Annotated in this window: 17 protein-coding genes and 1 riboswitch; of the genes, 9 read left to right on the plus strand and 8 right to left on the minus strand. The window is 70.8% G+C overall.

Annotated features, from left to right (window positions below):
* The first annotated feature begins 110 nt into the window (after window positions 1-110).
* The 4 genes from GTY58_RS31650 (at window position 111) to GTY58_RS31665 (ending at window position 3,988) form a co-directional block, all read left to right on the plus strand.
* On the plus strand, window positions 111-878 hold the full coding sequence (locus GTY58_RS31650) for a lysophospholipid acyltransferase family protein (protein WP_037646900.1): 768 nt from the start codon (window positions 111-113) through the stop codon (window positions 876-878).
* 30 nt (window positions 879-908) lie between these two features.
* A complete protein-coding gene (locus GTY58_RS31655; RefSeq protein WP_010987482.1) occupies window positions 909-2,141 on the plus strand; it encodes a DUF5931 domain-containing protein in 1,233 nt (410 codons plus the stop codon).
* Window positions 2,138-2,815 carry a response regulator transcription factor gene (locus GTY58_RS31660; RefSeq protein ID WP_037646742.1) on the plus strand — a complete coding sequence of 226 codons (678 nt, stop codon included), beginning with the start codon at window positions 2,138-2,140 and terminating at the stop codon, window positions 2,813-2,815. The genes GTY58_RS31655 and GTY58_RS31660 overlap by 4 nt, the downstream gene beginning before the upstream one ends.
* A gap of 144 nt (window positions 2,816-2,959) precedes the next feature.
* A complete protein-coding gene (locus GTY58_RS31665; protein ID WP_010987484.1) occupies window positions 2,960-3,988 on the plus strand; it encodes a 6-phosphofructokinase in 1,029 nt (342 codons plus the stop codon).
* A gap of 93 nt (window positions 3,989-4,081) precedes the next feature.
* Here the strand turns inward: GTY58_RS31665 and GTY58_RS31670 are convergent, their stop codons facing one another.
* On the minus strand, window positions 4,082-6,034 hold the full coding sequence (locus tag GTY58_RS31670) for an anthranilate synthase family protein (protein ID WP_042493787.1): 1,953 nt from the start codon (window positions 6,032-6,034) through the stop codon (window positions 4,082-4,084).
* A gap of 368 nt (window positions 6,035-6,402) precedes the next feature.
* Here GTY58_RS31670 and GTY58_RS31680 point away from each other — a divergent pair, with 368 nt between their 5' ends.
* The 3 genes from GTY58_RS31680 to GTY58_RS31690 all read left to right on the plus strand — a co-directional run bounded on the left by GTY58_RS31680 (window position 6,403) and on the right by GTY58_RS31690 (window position 9,496).
* A complete protein-coding gene (locus GTY58_RS31680) occupies window positions 6,403-7,668 on the plus strand; it encodes a glycoside hydrolase domain-containing protein (protein WP_010987486.1) in 1,266 nt (421 codons plus the stop codon).
* A 35-nt stretch (window positions 7,669-7,703) separates the two neighbouring features.
* Window positions 7,704-9,056 carry a 3-deoxy-7-phosphoheptulonate synthase class II gene (locus GTY58_RS31685; protein WP_010987487.1) on the plus strand — a complete coding sequence of 451 codons (1,353 nt, stop codon included), beginning with the start codon at window positions 7,704-7,706 and terminating at the stop codon, window positions 9,054-9,056.
* Window positions 9,057-9,232: 176 nt separating this feature from the next.
* Window positions 9,233-9,496, plus strand: coding sequence for a (2Fe-2S)-binding protein (locus tag GTY58_RS31690; RefSeq protein WP_010987488.1), 264 nt, complete (start codon window positions 9,233-9,235; stop codon window positions 9,494-9,496).
* 41 nt (window positions 9,497-9,537) lie between these two features.
* Here GTY58_RS31690 and bfr read toward each other — a convergent pair whose 3' ends face one another.
* Window positions 9,538-10,017: a bacterioferritin gene (bfr, locus tag GTY58_RS31695; RefSeq protein WP_010987489.1), complete on the minus strand. Its 480-nt coding sequence runs from the start codon at window positions 10,015-10,017 to the stop codon at window positions 9,538-9,540.
* Between the two features lie 155 nt (window positions 10,018-10,172).
* Between bfr and GTY58_RS31700 the strand changes: the two genes are divergently transcribed.
* A complete protein-coding gene (locus GTY58_RS31700; protein ID WP_010987490.1) occupies window positions 10,173-10,805 on the plus strand; it encodes a sulfite oxidase-like oxidoreductase in 633 nt (210 codons plus the stop codon).
* Window positions 10,806-10,833: 28 nt separating this feature from the next.
* On the opposite strand, the gene GTY58_RS31705 is transcribed toward GTY58_RS31700, so the two are convergent.
* The 6 genes from GTY58_RS31705 to thiO form a co-directional block, all read right to left on the minus strand.
* Window positions 10,834-11,256, minus strand: a complete 423-nt coding sequence (locus GTY58_RS31705; protein ID WP_237529639.1) for a DUF4396 domain-containing protein — start codon at window positions 11,254-11,256, stop codon at window positions 10,834-10,836.
* A 222-nt stretch (window positions 11,257-11,478) separates the two neighbouring features.
* Window positions 11,479-12,357, minus strand: a complete 879-nt coding sequence (locus tag GTY58_RS31710) for a deoxyribonuclease IV (protein ID WP_193427517.1) — start codon at window positions 12,355-12,357, stop codon at window positions 11,479-11,481.
* Window positions 12,358-12,469: 112 nt separating this feature from the next.
* The gene (gene pknB, locus GTY58_RS31715) at window positions 12,470-14,392 is read right to left on the minus strand and encodes a Stk1 family PASTA domain-containing Ser/Thr kinase (RefSeq protein ID WP_037646748.1); all 1,923 of its coding nucleotides are present in this window, start codon (window positions 14,390-14,392) and stop codon (window positions 12,470-12,472) included.
* An 89-nt stretch (window positions 14,393-14,481) separates the two neighbouring features.
* The gene (locus GTY58_RS31720) at window positions 14,482-15,276 is read right to left on the minus strand and encodes a thiazole synthase (RefSeq protein WP_010987494.1); all 795 of its coding nucleotides are present in this window, start codon (window positions 15,274-15,276) and stop codon (window positions 14,482-14,484) included.
* 3 nt (window positions 15,277-15,279) lie between these two features.
* Window positions 15,280-15,480 (minus strand): sulfur carrier protein ThiS, encoded by a 201-nt coding sequence (gene thiS, locus GTY58_RS31725; protein WP_010987495.1) that lies wholly within the window; start codon window positions 15,478-15,480, stop codon window positions 15,280-15,282.
* Entirely contained in the window at window positions 15,477-16,643 is a 1,167-nt protein-coding gene (thiO, locus tag GTY58_RS31730) for a glycine oxidase ThiO (protein WP_010987496.1), read from the minus strand. Before thiO ends, thiS begins: the two co-directional genes overlap by 4 nt.
* A riboswitch (TPP riboswitch) is annotated at window positions 16,641-16,754 on the minus strand. It overlaps the preceding gene by 3 nt.
* A gap of 51 nt (window positions 16,755-16,805) precedes the next feature.
* On the opposite strand from thiO, the gene GTY58_RS31735 reads away from it, so the two are divergent.
* Window positions 16,806-17,156 (plus strand): hypothetical protein, encoded by a 351-nt coding sequence (locus tag GTY58_RS31735; RefSeq protein WP_037646751.1) that lies wholly within the window; start codon window positions 16,806-16,808, stop codon window positions 17,154-17,156.
* The last annotated feature ends 21 nt before the right edge of the window (window positions 17,157-17,177 follow it).

The following is a 17,177-nucleotide window of genomic DNA, read 5'->3' on the forward strand; positions in this document are numbered from 1 at the left end:
ACCGTACGCGACCGCACTGACACCGACCAGGGTCGTCGGCTCCTTTGAGGGTGCCCCGGGATAGGGTCTGATCGACAGACACAGGAGGCATTCGGTTGATCTACGGCGCCATGAAGTTTTCCATCGGGGGGCCACTGAAGCTTGCCTTCAGGCCCTGGGTGGAAGGCCTCGAGAACATTCCCGCCGAGGGACCCGCCATCCTGGCGAGCAATCACCTGTCGTTCTCGGACTCGTTCTTCCTGCCCGCGGTCCTCGACCGCAAGGTGACCTTCATCGCGAAGGCCGAGTACTTCACGACTCCCGGCATCAAGGGGCGTATGACGGCCGCCTTCTTCAAGGGCGTCGGTCAGCTGCCGGTGGACCGCTCCGGCGCGCGCGGCGCGGGCGAGGCGGCCATCAAGAGCGGCATCGAAGTCATCGAGCGGGGTGAGCTGTTCGGTATCTACCCGGAGGGCACGCGCTCGCCCGACGGCCGGCTGTACCGCGGCAAGCCCGGCGGTCTCGCGCGCGTGGCACTCGCCACCGGCGCGCCCGTCATCCCGGTCGCCATGATCGACACCGAGAAGATCCAGCCGCCCGGGAAGGTGATGCCCAAGCTGATGCGCCCGGGCATCCGCATCGGCAAGCCGCTGGACTTCGGCCGCTACAGCGGCATGGAGCACGACCGCTTCGTGCTGCGCGCGGTGACCGACGAGGTCATCTACGAGATCATGAAGCTCTCCGGCCAGGAGTACGTCGACATGTACGCCACGGCCGCGAAGCGGCAGATCGCGGACGCGGCGAAGGCCGAGAAGCAGGCCCAGAAGGACGCCGAAAAGCAGGCGCAGAAGGAACTCGAGGCCCGGCAGGCCCTGGAGAAGGAACGGTCCGGCTCCTAGACGCGTCCGTCAGGGGTGGGGGTGGGGGACATGGCCAAGCGGGTCAGAGTCATGAGTATGTCGGTCGAGCAGCCGCTGTGGCGTGCGCTGACCGGATACCGCGTGCTCACGATGTTGTACGCCGTCGGGCTCTTCGCGACCGCGTACGGCACGTTCGACCGTCCGTGGGTCGCCGTCGCCTACTACGCCGTGCTGTGCGGCTGGACCCTGGCGACCCTCCCCAAGGTCGCGAACGCGGCGAGCTGCACCAAGCGGTTCCTGGCCGCCGACCTCACCATCGCGCTCGTCGGCATCCTCCTCACGCCGCTCGCCGACGCGCACGAGCGGATCGTCGCGGGCGGGCCGACGCTGCCGTCGATATGGACCGCGGGGTCCGTCCTGGCGTTCGCGGTCAAGGGCGGCTGGCGCTGGGCGGCCTTCGCCTCGACGGCGGTCGCCGTCGCCAACGTCTTCGAGCGCCAGGCCCCCGCCCGGGACACCGTGCACAACGTGATCCTCGTGTGGGTCGCCTCCATCGCGATCGGCTACGTCGTCGAAGTCGCCCGCGCCTCCGAGCGCACCCTCGCGCGCGCCCTGGAGATCGAGGCCGCGACCCGCGAGCGGGAGCGGCTCGCCCGAGACATCCACGACAGTGTTCTTCAGGTCCTCGCGATGGTGCAGCGCCGCGGTGCCGTGCTCGGCGGCGAGGCCGCGGAGCTGGGCCGGATGGCCGGCGAGCAGGAGGTGGCCCTGCGCACCCTGGTCGCCGGCGGTTTACTGCCGGCGTCGCGGGTGTCGGAGGACGAGTCCCAGGGCGCGGTCGTCCGCGCGGTGGAGGAGCCCGACGAGGAGGGCCCGCTCGATCTGCGCGCGCTCCTCGTGCCGTACGCCACCGCGAAGGTCACCTTCTCGGAGCCCGGCGCCCCGGTGCGGCTGGCCCACGCCGCCGCGAAGGAGCTGGCAGCGGCGGTCGGCGCCGCCCTGGACAACGTCCGCAAGCACGCGGGGGACAGCGCCCGCGCCTGGATCCTGGTCGAGGACGAGCCGGACGCGGTGATCGTGACGGTGCGCGACGACGGCCCGGGCATCCCGGCGGGGCGGCTCGCCCAGGCCGAGGGTGAGGGGCGGCTCGGCGTGGCCCAGTCGATCCGTGGCAGGCTGCGCGACATCGGCGGCACGGCCGAGCTGATCTCGGTCCCGGGCCAGGGCACCGAGGTCGAACTGAAGGTACCGAAGGACCCGGGGCACCCGAAGGCTGCACGGGGGAAGGCGGAGCGAGGATGAGCGAGCAGCAGGGCCCGATCAAGGTCATGGTGGTCGACGACCACCCGATGTGGCGCGACGCGGTCGCCCGCGACCTGGCCGAGTCCGGCTTCGACGTGGTCGCCACGGCGGGCGACGGCGAGCAGGCGGTGCGCCGGGCGAGGGCCGCCGCGCCCGACGTCCTCGTCCTGGACCTGAACCTGCCCGCCAAGCCGGGCGTCCAGGTCTGCAAGGAGCTGGTCGGCGCCAACCCGGCGCTGCGCGTCCTCGTCCTGTCCGCCAGCGGTGAGCACGCCGACGTCCTGGAGGCGGTGAAGTCCGGCGCCACGGGATATCTGCTCAAGTCGGCGTCCACGGAGGAGCTGACCGACGCCGTGCGCCGCACGGCCGTCGGCGACCCCGTCTTCACGCCCGGACTCGCGGGCCTGGTCCTCGGCGAGTACCGCCGCCTGGCCTCCGAGCCCGCCCCGGCCACCGGCGCCGGCGAGCCCAGGGCCCCGCAGCTCACCGACCGCGAGACCGAGGTGCTGCGGCTGGTCGCCAAGGGCCTGAGCTACAAGCAGATCGCCGAACGCCTGGTCATCTCGCACCGCACCGTCCAGAACCATGTGCAGAACACCCTGGGCAAGCTCCAGCTGCACAACAGGGTGGAGCTCGTGCGGTACGCGATAGAGCGGGGCCTGGACGAGGCGTAAACCGCCCGATACTCACCTTCGGGTGATATCCGCTGATCAACTACCCGACAATTCACCGGAATTGACCTTCCGCACCATGCCGAAGTGACCTGGATCACTATTAGCGTGACCTTCACCAGGCAACCGCGGCGAAGGGATATTTCCATGCGGGTCGGAGTACTGACCGGAGGCGGCGACTGCCCCGGGCTCAACGCCGTCATCCGGGGCGTCGTCCGTAAGGGCGTGCAGGAGTACGGCTACGACTTCGTCGGCTTCCGGGACGGCTGGCGGGGACCACTCGAAGGCGACGCCGTACGGCTCGACATCCCCGCGGTGCGCGGCATCCTGCCCCGCGGCGGCACGATCCTCGGCTCCTCGCGCACCAACCCCCTCAAGCTCGACGACGGCATCCGCCGGATCAAGGAGAACCTCGCCAAGCAGGAGGTCGACGCGCTCATCGCGATCGGCGGCGAGGACACGCTCGGCGTCGCCGCACGCCTCACCGACGAGTACGGCGTGCCCGTCGTCGGCGTCCCGAAGACCATCGACAACGACCTGTCGGCCACCGACTACACGTTCGGCTTCGACACGGCCGTCGGCATCGCGACCGAGGCCATCGACCGCCTCCACACCACCGCCGAGTCCCACATGCGCGTCCTCGTCTGCGAGGTGATGGGCCGGCACGCGGGCTGGATCGCCATCCACTCGGGCCTGGCCGGCGGCGCCAACGTCATCCTCATCCCCGAGCAGCGCTTCGACGTCGACCAGGTGTGCGCCTATGTGACCTCGCGGTTCAAGGCCTCGTACGCGCCGATCGTGGTCGTCGCCGAGGGCGCGATGCCCAAGGACGGCCAGATGGTCCTCAAGGACGAGTCCCTCGACTCCTTCGGCCACGTGCGCCTCTCCGGGGTCGGCGAGTGGCTGGCCAAGGAGATCGAGAAGCGCACCGGCAAGGAGGCCCGCACCACGGTCCTCGGGCATGTGCAGCGCGGCGGCACGCCGAGCGCGTTCGACCGCTGGCTCGCCACCCGCTTCGGCCTGCACGCCATCGAGGCCGTCCGCGACGGCGACTTCGGCAAGATGGTCGCCCTGCGCGGCACGGACATCGTCCGTGTCCCGATCGCGGAGGCCACGGCGAAGCTGAAGACGGTCGATCCGAAGCTGTACGAGGAGGTCGGGGTCTTCTTCGGCTGACCGAGGCCGGCCGGTGTCACGGTGGTGACCCTCCTTTGTCCGGCGGTCACCACCGTGCGGTCCGGCGAGAAGCCCTTGCCCGACCACGCCCGACTACACCGCGGGCCGCCGCTCGAAGAACGTGTCGGCACCGCGGAGCTGATCCAGCAGGTCCCGTACGACCGCGGTGCCGTTGACCGACAGCACCGACTCCGGGTGGAACTGGATGCCCGCGAAGCCGGGTCCGCGCATCGCGTGCACCTCCCCCGTGCCGCTGCGGCTGACCTCCACGTCATGGGCCGCCAGCTCCAGCGCCGTCTCGTCGTCGCAGTGCGCCACGAAGCTGTTGTAGAAGCCGACGGTCTCGGTACGCCCGAACAGGTCGATCCCGGTCTGCGCACCCTGATACGGGACCTCCTTGCGCACGATCTCCAGGCCCAGCTCGGCCGCGATCAGCTCATGGCCGAGGCAGACGCCGAGCACCCCGTGGCGGTGACCGCGGAGCACCTCGGCGGTGAGCGCGCGCAGGAACCGCATCTTGGGGTCGGCCGGGTCGTTCGGATCGCCGGGTCCTGGCCCCAGAACCAGCGGCCCCTCGTGCGCGAGCACCGCCTTTCGCAGCCCCGGCTCGTCGTAGCGCCGCACGGTCACCTCCAGCCCGCTCGAGCGCAGCACATGCGCCAGCATCGCCGTGAAGGTGTCCTCGGCGTCCACGACGAGCGCGTGCCCGGTGAGCGCGTCCGTCCGCTCCTGCATCCGCAGCCAGAACGGCGCGAGCGAGGCCCGCCGTCCGTCGAGCGCCGCCCGCACCCGCGGATCGTCGGCCAGCCTCGGCCGTACGCCCTCCTGCCGCGGCCGGGCCGGACGGACCCCGAGGGCCGCCAGCACCCCGGCCGCCTTCGCGTGCGTCTCGGCGACCTCGCCCGCCGGATCCGACCCCCGTACGAGCGTGGCGCCCACCGGCACCCGCAGCCGGCCGTCCGCGTCGATGTCGGCGGTCCGGATGAGGATGGGGGAGTCGAGGGTCTGCGCCCCGCCCGCGTCCCGGCCGATCAGCGCCAGCGCGCCCGCGTAGTACCCGCGCCCGACACCGTCCCGCCCGAGGGGCTCGTACCGCTCGATGACCCGGCAGGCGTTCTGTACCGGCGACCCGGTGACGGTGGCCGCGAACATGGTCTCGCGCAGGACGTCCCGCACATCCAGCGACGAACGGCCCCGCAACTCGTACTCGGTGTGCGCCAGATGGGCCATCTCCTTCAGCCGGGGCCCGACGACCACCCCGCCCATGTCGCCGACCGTGCACATCATCTTGAGCTCCTCGTCGACGACCATCGAGAGCTCCTCGATCTCCTTGCCGTCCGCGAGGAAGTCCAGGAGGTCCTCGGGCGTCGGCCCCTCGGCGGGATAGCGGTACGTCCCGCTGATCGGGTTCATCACGACCGTCCCGCCGGACATCCGCACATGCACCTCGGGGCTCGCCCCGACCAGCGTGCGCCCACCCGTCTCCCGCCCTTCCGGGGAAGACCCTGCGGGCCCCTTCCCCGTTCCGGTGTGCACGACGAAGGTCCAGTACGCGCCCTGCTCGCCGACCAGCAGCCGCCGGAACAGCGCGAGCACGTCGGCCCTTCCGAATCCCGGGATCTCGCCCTCGTACGTACGCCGGATCACGAAGTTCGCGCCCTCGCCGCGTCCGATCTCCTCGCGCAGCACCCGCCCGACGATCTCCGCGTACTCGTCGTCGGCGACGTCGAAGCCGCCGTCCTCGACCCGCACGTCATGCGTGGGCAACTGGGACAGCGCCTGCTCCAGCGGGATTTCGTGGCTCTCCTCGGGCGTCAGCACCAGCAGCGGGGTGCCGTCGTCGCGGACGTCGAAGCCGCGCTCGCGGATCTGGCGGAAGGGAATGAGCGCGAGGCCCTCGTCGGGGAGGTCGGCGAGACGCTCGTAGGTGGCGACGGGGCCGAGCAGCACCTCCACCGTCGCGCTGTCCTCGGTGGAGCGCCCCGGCGTGCGGCGGCGCAGCAGGGCGAACGGGCGGTCCTCGTGCAGGAGTCGGGTCAGATCCATCGTTCCTCTTCCCTCGTGATCATTCGTGATCATTCGGAACCTTGTGGAGAGGAACGGCCCGGGTCCGGAAACACGAAAGGCCGCCCCTCGGGCGGCCTTCGCGAAGTCTTGCGTACGCGCAGTCAGTGGGCCGCCGGATGAGCGGTCCACCACCAGTTCTGGATCGAGTGCGCGAACATGCCAGGCACCTTACCCGATTCGGCCGCCCGCCGGTCGTCCGGTGCGGCCGTCCGATCCGGTCGTCCGGTCCGGCATCCGTCGCGGACAGCTCCGAGCGGCACCCCCACACGGCCTACACAGGCGGTTTCGCGCCGGCCTCCCGGGTGGAAGGAGGGCACATCATCGGGCTATCGGAGGTTCGGACCGACGTGTACACGACCTGGACTCCACGACGACGGCGCGCCGCACGGCCGCTCACGGCGCTGGTCGCCGCCACGGCGCTCGGCGCGGGCACGCTGGGCGCCGCCCAGGCCGCCCCGCGGTCTTCCGACGACACCATCCGCGTGACCTACCGGGGCTACGAGTTCGCCGTCCCCGCCGGCTGGGACGTCATCGACCTCGACAAGGACCCGGGGGCCTGCGTCCGCTTCGACCAGCACGCCGTCTATCTCGGCACCCCGGGCGACCGGCAGGACTGCCCGGCGCGGGCGAAGGGGCGCACCGAGGCACTGCTGGTGCAGCCGGCCGAGGCGGCCACGGCCGAGGTGACCGAGAACCGCACGGCGGGCACCTACCGGGCCGTCGCGGACCAGATCGCGGTGACCGCCGCGTACGGACAGGACCGTGAGCAGATCCAGGAGATCCTCCGGGGTGCCGGCCTGCCCGTCGCCTCCGCACGGGCCGAGTCGGGCGCCGAGGTGCCGGCCGCGCCGGCCGTCCCCGACGACGCCACAACCTTCAAGGGCAAGGGCTTCGACGCCTGCACCGCCCCGAGCCAGGCCTCCATGGACGCCTGGAAGGGCACGTCCGGGTACGGCGCCATCGGCGTCTACGTCGGCGGCGTCAACCGTGCCTGCGCCCAGCCGAAGCTCACCGCCAAATGGGTGCAGACCCAGTACGCGAACGGCTGGCGGTTCTTCCCGCTGTACGTCGGCCGGCAGCCCTCGGCCGACGGCGGCAGCTGCCTGGGCGGCTGCGCCTCGATCACCGACCCGGAGCCGCAGGGCAAGGACGCCGCGGACGACGCGGTGCGGCAGGCGGCCGCTGTCGGGTTCGGCCCCGGGTCGGTGATCTACAACGACCTGGAGCACTACGCGGGCGGGACCGCCGTGACCACCCGGGTGCTCACCTACCTCGAATCCTGGACCACGCGCCTGCACGAGCTGGGCTACCGCTCCGGCGCGTACGGCAGTGTCTCGTCGCTCATCACCGACCTGGTGAAGCACGCCGACGACAGGACGCTGCCCGACGTGATCCACTTCGCCCACTGGAACGACGAGGCGACCACCACCGACCCGGTCCTCCCCGCCGATCTGTGGGCCGATCACCAGCGCATCCACCAGTACGCGGGCAACCGCACCGAGACCCACGGCGGCGTGAAGATCAGCATCGACCGCAACAAGCTCGACGTGGGCTCCGGGACCGGGAAACGGTCGTCGATCGAGCGCGGTCCGTCTCAATTGATGAGCAGGTGAAGGGGTGCCCGACACGACCCCGTAATGTTGGGGGGGTGACCGTGAACGCTAAGTCCAGCGCGAGCGCTGGCAACACCTGGCGAGACCTGCCCGCGGCGCAGCAGCCCGAGTACCCCGATGCCGAGGCTCTGCGCGATGTGATCGCGGACCTCGAGTCGTATCCGCCGCTCGTCTTCGCGGGCGAGTGCGACCAGCTGCGCGCCCGGTTGGCGTCCGTCGCCAAGGGAGAGGCGTTCCTCCTCCAGGGCGGCGACTGCGCCGAGGCCTTCGACGGCGTGTCCGCCGACCACATCCGCAACAAGCTCAAGACCCTGCTCCAGATGGGCGCCGTGCTCACGTACGCCGCCTCGGTGCCGGTCGTGAAGGTCGGCCGCATCGCCGGCCAGTACTCGAAGCCCCGCTCCAAGGGGACCGAGACCCGCGACGGCGTGACCCTGCCGACGTACCGCGGTGACTCGGTCAACGGCTTCGACTTCAACGAGAAGGCCCGCATCCCGGACCCCGAGCGCCTGAAGCGGATGTACAACGCCTCCGCCTCGACGCTCAACCTGGTGCGCGCCTTCACCACCGGCGGCTACGCCGACCTGCGCCAGGTGCACGCCTGGAACCAGGACTTCGTGAAGTCGTCGCCGTCCGGCCAGCGCTACGAGCAGCTGGCGCGCGAGATCGACAACGCGCTGAACTTCATGCGGGCCTGCGGCACCGACCCGGAGGAGTTCAAGACCGTCGAGTTCTACGCCTCCCACGAGGCGCTGCTCCTCGACTACGAGTCGGCGCTGACCCGCGTGGACTCGCGCACGGGCAAGCTGTACGACGTCTCGGGCCACATGGTGTGGATCGGTGAGCGCACCCGGCAGCTGGACGGCGCGCACATCGAGTTCGCCTCGAAGATCCGCAACCCGATCGGCATCAAGCTGGGTCCGACGACGACGGCCGAGGACGCGCTCCAGTACATCGAGCGCCTCGACCCGGACCGCGAGCCGGGCCGGCTCACCTTCATCGTGCGCATGGGCGCGGACAAGGTCCGCGACAAGCTGCCCGAGCTGGTCGAGAAGGTCACCGCCTCCGGTGCGACCGTGGCCTGGGTGACCGACCCGATGCACGGCAACACCTTCGAGGCGGCCTCGGGTCACAAGACCCGCCGCTTCGACGACGTGCTCGACGAGGTCAAGGGCTTCTTCGAGGTCCACAAGGGCCTGGGCACCCACCCGGGCGGCATCCACGTCGAGCTCACCGGTGACGATGTCACCGAGTGCGTGGGCGGCGGCGACGAGATCTTCGTCGACGATCTGCACCAGCGCTACGAGACGGCCTGCGACCCGCGGCTGAACCGCAGCCAGTCGCTCGACCTGGCGTTCCTGGTCGCCGAGATGTACCGGGACCAGTAGCCGCCCATCAGTAGCCGCCGACCAGCGGATTCGCCTGTCACGGGCGTGTGGAGTGGGGCGCGGATCACATACGATCCGCGCCCCCTCGCACTTTTCCGCGTCCCACAGGGCAGGTAAGGTTAGGTTAGCCTCACCGATCAAGTCGGGACGGCACGACCCAGAGATCCCGCCGGGAGGTGAACCGCGTGTACGTCTGCAGCTGTTTCGGAGTGACCGAAGCGCAGGTGAAGAAGCACGCGGACGGCGGTGCCTGCACCCCCCGGCAGATAGCCTCGGCCTGCAAGGCGGGCACGGACTGCGGCGGCTGTGTGCGTCGTATCCAGGAGATCCTGGGACGGGGTGCGTGTCCGCGCCGCGAGCCGGCGGACCGGGCGCAGCCGCTGTTCGCCCGGGCCGAGAAGGCGGACGAGCGGGTCGAGGTACTGGACGAGGCCGCCTAGCTCTCCGGTTGCCTGCGGCGCCTCGGTCCGGCCGGGGCCGCCTAGCTCTCCGGCTGCTCGATCACCTGGGCGATGTAGAGCGCTTCGCCGAGCTTTTCCACCAGCTCCAGCTGGGTGTCCAGGTAGTCGATGTGGTGCTCCTCGTCCTCGAGGATCGACTCGAAGATGTTCGCGGACGTGATGTCCCCCTTGGCGCGCATCACCTCGACCCCGCGCCTGAGCCGGTCGATCGCCTCGACCTCGATCTGCCGGTCCGCCTGGAACATCTCGGTGACCGTCTGTCCGACCCGGACGTGGAACAGTCGCTGGTAGTTCGGCAGGCCGTCCAGGAAGAGGATGCGATCGGTGAGCACTTCCGCGTGCTTCATCTCGTCGAACGACTCGCGCCGCGTGTACTGGGCGAGCTTCGTCCAGCCGAAGTTCTCCTGCATCTTCGCGTGCAGGAAGTACTGGTTGATCGCGGTCAGCTCGGCGGTCAGCTGCTCGTTGAGGAATTCGATGACCTCGGGGTCGCCCTGCATCGCAGAGGCTCCTTCCAGGCGGGTGACTGGGCAGATTGCGCCGCATCCTTGCACCGGCACCGTAAGGCGTCCAGTAAGTACACGCTTAGTAGGAGTTGCCCGAATCGGAACGGGGCTGGTCATGTGTACCGGTCGAGGTCTGTCAGGATGGAGTCATGGGTCAGCCGGTGGAGCGAGAATCTGGAGAAGCCGCACAGTCGGAGCTTCCGCCGGGCCAGCGACTGCAGCGCGGCTGGCCGGTCACGCACTACGGGCCCGTACCCAAGTTCCGTCCCGAGCGCTGGGAATTCAGGGTCTTCGGAGCCACCGCCGACGGCGAGAAGCACTGCTGGACCCACGAGGAGTTCACGGCTCTGCCGTATGCCTCGGTCGTGTCCGATCTGCACTGCGTGACCAAGTTCAGCATGCTCGGTGCCGAATGGGGTGGCATACCGGCTCGTACGATCCTGGAGATCGCCCCGCCCGCCCCGACCGTCACCCACGTCATGGTCTGGGCCGAATACGGGTTCAGTTCCAACCTGCGGCTGGCGGACTTCGCCTCCGACCGCACGATCTTCGCCACCCACAAGGACGGCGAGCTGCTGACGGCGGAGCACGGCTTCCCGCTTCGTCTCGTCGTACCGCATCTGTACGCCTGGAAGGGGCCCAAGTGGGTCCGGGGCGTGGAGTACATGACGGCCGACCGGCGCGGTTTCTGGGAGGAGCGCGGCTACCACAACGTGGGTGACCCGTGGCGGGAGCAGCGCTACTCCTACCAGGAAGAGCCCGGGGAAGGCCCCGAGCTCTGACCCCGGGTCCCGGCCCCCTGCGGGCGGGTCAGTGGTGGTACTGGTGCACCACCGCGTGGCCCTTGCCGCGGCCGATCATCCATCGGTTGACGGGCACGGTGATCACGAACGCGGCGACCAGCGAGAGGGCCAGTGAGCCCCAGAACAGCACGTCGTCGAGGTGGGCGTCCATCGCGGCCGGCCAGAGCGCGATCACGCCGTTGTCGATCAGCTCCATCACGGCGATGGACAGGGTGTCCGCGGCGAGCGCGACCCGCAAGGCGGTCCGGAAGCCGACACCGGCCTTCAGCACTCCGCGCAACGTGAGCGAGTAGCCGAAGAAGAAGGCGAGCACGATCGCCAGGATCGTCGTCGGCACGTTGCCCCAGCCGAGCGCGGTGCCGACCACCATGCCGAGCACCTCGCCGATGGCGCAGCCGGTGAGGCAGTGGAGCGTGGCCTGGGCGGCCATGGCCCAGCCGACCTTCCCGGGGCTGTGGGCGGGCGGGTGCGCCTCGTGGCCGACGGGCTCGGCGTGTCCGTGGTGTCCGGCGTGTGCGTCGTGCCGCATGAAAGCCCCCGACGTCGAGTGAGTGGTGGTGCCTGTACCGATGGGCAACGTCATACCCCCCAGGGGTATTCCCATGCGTCTGGCTCCTGTGTTCCTCGACCGCGCCTGTGTTCCTCGGCGGTGTCAGCCGTCGCGGAGCTTCTTGAGCTGCTCCACGTCCGCCGCGTGGCCCTCCTTTCCGCCGGGCGTCTCGATGATCAGAGGGACGCCCTCGGTGGCCGGGTGGGTCATCAGAGCGCGGAACGGGTCCTCGCCTATGTGGCCGGAGCCGATGTTCTCGTGGCGGTCCTTGTGCGCGCCGACGACGTCCTTGGAGTCGTTGGCGTGGATCAGCTTGAGACGCCCCTCGCCGACCGTGTCGACCAGCAGATCGAGCGTCTGGTGCATCCCGCTCGGCCCGGTGAGGTCATGGCCCGCCGCGAAGATGTGACACGTGTCCAGGCACACGCCCAGCTTCGGGTGGGCGTCCAGCGCCTCGAAGTACGGCCCGAAGTCCCAGGTCCGGGAGCACAGGGAGGCGCCCTGACCCGCGGTCGACTCCAGGAGCAGATACGGGTCGTCGTCGTGGGTCAGCTCGTCGAGCAGGGGCAGCAGATGCTCCCGCACCTGGGCGAGGGCGACGGACCGCTCCCGTCCGCCGGTGGCGCTCCCGGTGTGCACCACCACGCCCAGGGCGCCGATCTCGCGCCCCCTGCGCAGCGAGTGCCGCAGCGACTCCACGGACTTCTCCACGGTCGCCTCGGTGTGCGAGCCGAAGTTGATCAGATACGGGGCATGGACGTACGCGGGGATCGACTCGGCGGCACAGGCCGCGCGGAACTCCTCGTCCTGCCGCGGATTGCCGGCGGGCGTCGCCCAGCCGCGCGGGTTGGCGACGAAGACCTGCACGGCCTCGGCCGCGAGGTCGCGGGCGTAGGCCAGACCGACGGAGTGGAGGCCACCGGCCACCGGGACGTGGCCGCCGACGGGGTTGCGGGAGAGACCGGGGGTGGCGTCGGGCAGGTCGGGGGTGGCGCCGGACGTGCCGAGGGCGCCGCGGGACTGCTGATTGTTCACCCCATCAGGGTGTCACGCGGTCCCGGGCGCCCGGTCGGCGGCTCTTGCCGGCTCCGCGCTAGCGGATCTTGATCGTGATCGTCGACCCCTTGGGCGCCTTCTCGCCGCCCTCCACCGACTGGTCCTTGACCTCGTCCCCGAAGAACCCGAGCAGACCCCGGTCCTTGTCGACCTCGAAGCCGGCGTCCTCCAGCGTCTGCTGGGCGTCGGCGACGCTGTCGCCGACGACGTCCGGGACCTCGACCATCTCCGGTCCCTTGGAGATCGTGAGCGTCACCGTGTCGCCCTCGGCGACCTTGTCGTCGTCCGCGCCCGGCGACTGCTCCACGACCTGGCCCTTCTCGAACTCCGCCGACGTGACCCGCTGCGAGGAGATCCGCACCTTGAGGCCGGCGTCCTCCAGGTCCGCGGTGGCGTCGTCCACGGACTCGCCCGTGACCTCGGGCACCTCCACCGGACTGCCCTTGCTGACGGTGAACGCGATGGCCGAACCCCCGCGCCGCTCGGTGCCCGCGGCCGGGTCCGTGCTGATCACGGAGCCCTTGGGGACGTCGTCGCTGACGGCGCGCGAGACCATGCCCGGAGCCAGGCCGTCCGCCTTGAGCTCCGCCCTGGCCTTGCTCAGCGGGAGGCCCGCGAGATCGGGCACCTTCACGGTCCTCGGGCCGTCGGAAATGGTCAGCGTCACGGAGTCGTTGTCCCGGATCCGGGCGCCCGGCTTCGGGTCGCTCCTGATGACCGTGCCGCGCTTCACCGTGTCGCTGTAGTCGTGTCTGACCTGCTTGACGTCGAGCCCGGCCTTCTCCAGCTGCGCCGTGGCCTCGACCTGCGTCTTCGCGAGCACCGGCGGGACCTTGGTGAACTGGCCGGAGTTGATGTACCAGACGCCCGCTCCCAGGCCGAGCACCAGCAGCACGGCCGCGACGATCACGAGCGGCCCGCGCCGGGGGCGCCCGGAGCGCCGCCGCGGAGAAACGGGCGGGGACTCGAACCGGCTCGTCCGGTTGATCTGCTCGTCCTCGTTGACGGGCAGCGGCCGCGGCACCGTCAGCGAACGCGGAATCACACTCGTACGGTCCTCGGCGCCGCCGTGCTGCGTGGCTATGGCCTGCGGCGGTACGGCGTCGAGCTGCTCGGTGCTGAGCGCCGCCCGTGCCTCCAGGACCTGGGCGAGCAGCGCCACCGCGTCGGGCGGGCGCAGCCCGGGGTTGCGGGCGGCCGCCGAGGAGACCAGCTCGTCCAGCGTCGCGGGGAGCCCCGGCACGGCGGCCGACGGCGGCGGCACGTCCTCGTGCAGATGCTGGTAGAGGATCTGGGCCGGGGAGTCCCCGGCGTGCGGCTTGCCGCCCGTGAGCATCTCGTAGAGGACGACACCGCACGCGTACACGTCGACGCGGGTGTCCGCCGTGCCGTGCTCTATCTGCTCCGGCGCGAGATACGACACGGTGCCGAGCACGGAGCCCGTGGTGTTCGTGACGGTGTCCACAGCCCGTACGAGCCCGAAGTCGGCCACCTTGACCCGGCCGTCGTCCCCTATCAGGACGTTCTCCGGCTTCATGTCGCGGTGCACGAACCCGGCGCGGTGCGCGGCGCCGAGCGCGGCGAGCACCGGCTCCAGGATGTCGAGCGCGGCCCGCGGCTGCAGCGCCCCCCGGTCGCGCAGCACATCGCGCAGGGTGCAGCCGGCCACGTACTCCATGGCGAGATAGACGTACGACCCGTCCGCGCCCTGGTCGAAGACCTGCACCACATTGGGGTGCGCGAGCCGCGCCACCGACTTGGCCTCGCGGATGAAACGCTCGACGAACGAGCCGTCGGCGGCCAGTGTCGGATGCATCACCTTGAGGGCGAGCACACGGTCCAGGCGGGTGTCCACGGCCCGGTAGACCGTGGCCATCCCACCGACCGCGATCCGAGCGTCGACGCGGTAGCGGCCGTCGAGCACCTGCCCGAGGAGGGGGTCCTGAAGGGTCGTATCCACGCAGGTGAGTCTACGAGCCGCCACTGTCACACCCACCCGGTCCGCTTGATCCGGGGACGGAATGCAGCAGAGCTGTGACTGTTGCGCGACTAGAACGCGGGGCGCTCGGGATCCAGGTGTGCGCGCCCCTCCGGCGGGGACGACGCCTCGGCGAAATGGCGGCGTGGGATGCGTCCCGCGCGGTACGCGAGCCGGCCCGCGTCCACCGCGTGCCGCATGCCCTCGGCCATCAGCACCGGTTCCTGCGCCCGCGTCACGGCCGAGGCGAGCATCACACCCGCGCAGCCCAGCTCCATCGCCAGCGCCACGTCCGACGCCGTACCCGCCCCCGCGTCCAGGATCACCGGCACGCGCGCGTGCTCCACGATCAGCTGGAAGTTGTGCGGGTTGCGGATGCCGAGCCCGGAGCCGATGGGCGAGCCGAGCGGCATGACCGCCGCGCAGCCGACGTCCTCCAGCTTGCGCGCGAGGACGGGGTCGTCGTTGGTGTACGGCAGCACGGTGAAGCCGTCGTCGACCAGGGTCTCGGCGGCGTCGAGCAGCTCGATCGGATCGGGCAGCAGGGTGCGCTCGTCGGCGATGACCTCCAGCTTGATCAGGTCGGTGCCGAGCGCCTCGCGGGCCAGGCGCGCGGTCAGCACGGCCTCGCCCGCGGTGAAACAGCCGGCCGTGTTGGGCAGCACCCGGATGCCGAGCCGGTCGAGCACGGACAGCACGGAGCCGTGGACGCCCGCGTCGACGCGCCGCATCGCGACCGTCGTCAACTCCGTGCCGGACGCCACGAGCGCCCGCTCCAGGATGTCGAGGCTGGGCGCCCCGCCCGTCCCCATGATCAGCCGGGACGAGAACGGCGTATCGCCGAGGACGAAGGGATCGTCAGCCATGGTTCAGCCTCCTTGCACGGCGGTGAGGACTTCGACGCGGTCCCCCTCGGAGAGGGCCGTGGAGGACCACTGCGCGCGCGGGACGACGGTTTCGTTGAGGGCGGCGGCCACGCCGGAGGGAGCCGCGGTGAGTGTCTTCACGAGGGTGTCGAGCGCGGTGCCCGGCGCGATCCGCCGGCGCTCGCCGTTGACCGAGATGTTCATGCGGACTGCTCCGTGAGTACGGCGGTGCTGAAACGCCTGGGGGTGAAGGGGCGGGCCTCGTCGGGAAGCTCGCCGGTGGTCAGGACATGCGCCATGGCGTCTCCGGTGACGGGGGTGAGCAGGACGCCGTTGCGGAAGTGGCCGGTGGCCAGCAGCAGCCCGTCCAGCTCGGTGGGGCCGAGCAGCGGCGCGTTGTCCGGCGAGCCGGGGCGCAGTCCCGCGCGGGTCTCGGTGAGCGGCAGTTCGGTGATCCCCGGCACCAGCTCGTGCGCGTCGCGCAGCAGCTCGTACACCCCGCCCGCGGTCACCGTGGTGTCCCAGCCCAGCTCCTCACTGGTCGCGCCGACGACCAGCTCGCCACTCTCGCGCGGCACCAGATAGATCTGGCTGCCGCGGACGACGGCGCGCACGGTACGGCTCAGGAACGGTGCGTACCGCTTCGGCACGGTCAGCCGCAGCACCTGTCCCTTCACCGGGCGGACGGGCGGCAGTACGTCGTCGGGGACGCCCGCGAGCTGCCCGCTGAGGCTGCCCCCGGCGAGCACGATCTGGCCCGCGGCCAGCTCGGCGCCGTCCCTGGTCACGACCCCGGCGGCCCGGCCCCGCACCAGGAACAGGCGCTCGGCCCACACCCGGTGGAAGACCACCCCGGCGCGCTCGCAGGCCACCACCAGCGCCTTGGCGAGCCGGCGCGGATCGATCTGGTGATCGCCGTCGACTCTGAGCCCCCCGCGTACGCCGGGCGCGAGCATCGGCTCGAGACGGCGGCACTCGCGGCCGTTCAGCCACTCCGACTCGAGCCCCGACCGGCGTTGCAGGGCATGCAGTTCGCGCAGCTGGGCACGGTCGTCGGCGTCGAGCGCGACGGCGAGCGTGCCGCACCGGCGGTAGCCGAGATCGTGCCCGGTCGCCTCGGTGAGCTCGGCGGCGAAGTCCGGATAGCGGCGCGCGGAGGCAAGGTTGAGCCCCAGCAGGGTCTGCTCGCCGTAGTGCAGCTCGGTGACCGCAGCGAGCATCCCGGCGGCCACCTGGGCGGCCCCGCCACCGGGGTCGGGGTCCACCACAGCCGTGGCGAACCCGCGCTGCGCGGCGCGCCAGGCGGTCACCAGACCGATGATTCCGCCCCCCACGACGAGGACGTCGGAGGTATGTGTAGGCGACATGGGCGTCCAGCCCCTCCCTTCGCCGGCATGACCCGGATCAGGTTCGTACGGTCGGAGGCCGTCCCAGCCTCCCTCTCAGCCCGGTGCGTCCGGGCTCCCGCGAGTGCTTTACGTTGGCCAGCCTAGCCCGTGCCGTTTGCCTCAGTAAGGGAGCCTCCTGCCATGGCCCGTTCGCTCGACGGACTCGTCCTCGCCCCGGTCACGGACCAGGCGCCGGGTCAGGTGGGTACCCGTACCCGGTTCACGTACCACGAGAAGGACGGCGAGATCTGGGCCGAGTACGCGGGCGGCGATGTCGTACGCGGCCACCTCGTGGGCAGGCGTGAAGGGGACCGCCTGGACTTCCGGTACGTGCAGCTGAAGCACGACGGGACCACATCGTCCGGGCACTGCGTCTCCACGGTGATCGAGCTGGCGGACGGCCGTGTGCGTCTTCAGGAGACCTGGGAGTGGGAGTCGCAGCCGGGCAACGGGACGAGTGTTGTGGAGCAGGTCACTGAGCACGCCCCCTGACTGACAAACTGTCAGTTGTCT

Origin of the sequence: Streptomyces sp. SID5469, from assembly GCF_009862865.1 — a bacterium.
Classification (GTDB): Bacteria; Actinomycetota; Actinomycetes; order Streptomycetales; family Streptomycetaceae; genus Streptomyces; species Streptomyces avermitilis.

Coding starts and splice junctions, on each gene's coding strand:
- GTY58_RS31650 (WP_037646900.1), top strand. CDS start 111: ATGAAGTTTTCCATCGGGGGGCCACTGAAGCTTGCCTTCAGGCCCTGG.
- GTY58_RS31655 (WP_010987482.1), top strand. CDS start 909: ATGGCCAAGCGGGTCAGAGTCATGAGTATGTCGGTCGAGCAGCCGCTG.
- GTY58_RS31660 (WP_037646742.1), top strand. CDS start 2,138: ATGAGCGAGCAGCAGGGCCCGATCAAGGTCATGGTGGTCGACGACCAC.
- GTY58_RS31665 (WP_010987484.1), top strand. CDS start 2,960: ATGCGGGTCGGAGTACTGACCGGAGGCGGCGACTGCCCCGGGCTCAAC.
- GTY58_RS31670 (WP_042493787.1), bottom strand. CDS start 6,034: ATGGATCTGACCCGACTCCTGCACGAGGACCGCCCGTTCGCCCTGCTG.
- bfr (WP_010987489.1), bottom strand. CDS start 10,017: ATGCAGGGCGACCCCGAGGTCATCGAATTCCTCAACGAGCAGCTGACC.
- GTY58_RS31700 (WP_010987490.1), top strand. CDS start 10,173: ATGGGTCAGCCGGTGGAGCGAGAATCTGGAGAAGCCGCACAGTCGGAG.
- GTY58_RS31705 (WP_237529639.1), bottom strand. CDS start 11,256: ATGGCCGCCCAGGCCACGCTCCACTGCCTCACCGGCTGCGCCATCGGC.
- GTY58_RS31720 (WP_010987494.1), bottom strand. CDS start 15,276: ATGGCTGACGATCCCTTCGTCCTCGGCGATACGCCGTTCTCGTCCCGG.
- thiS (WP_010987495.1), bottom strand. CDS start 15,480: ATGAACATCTCGGTCAACGGCGAGCGCCGGCGGATCGCGCCGGGCACC.
- thiO (WP_010987496.1), bottom strand. CDS start 16,643: ATGTCGCCTACACATACCTCCGACGTCCTCGTCGTGGGGGGCGGAATC.
- GTY58_RS31735 (WP_037646751.1), top strand. CDS start 16,806: ATGGCCCGTTCGCTCGACGGACTCGTCCTCGCCCCGGTCACGGACCAG.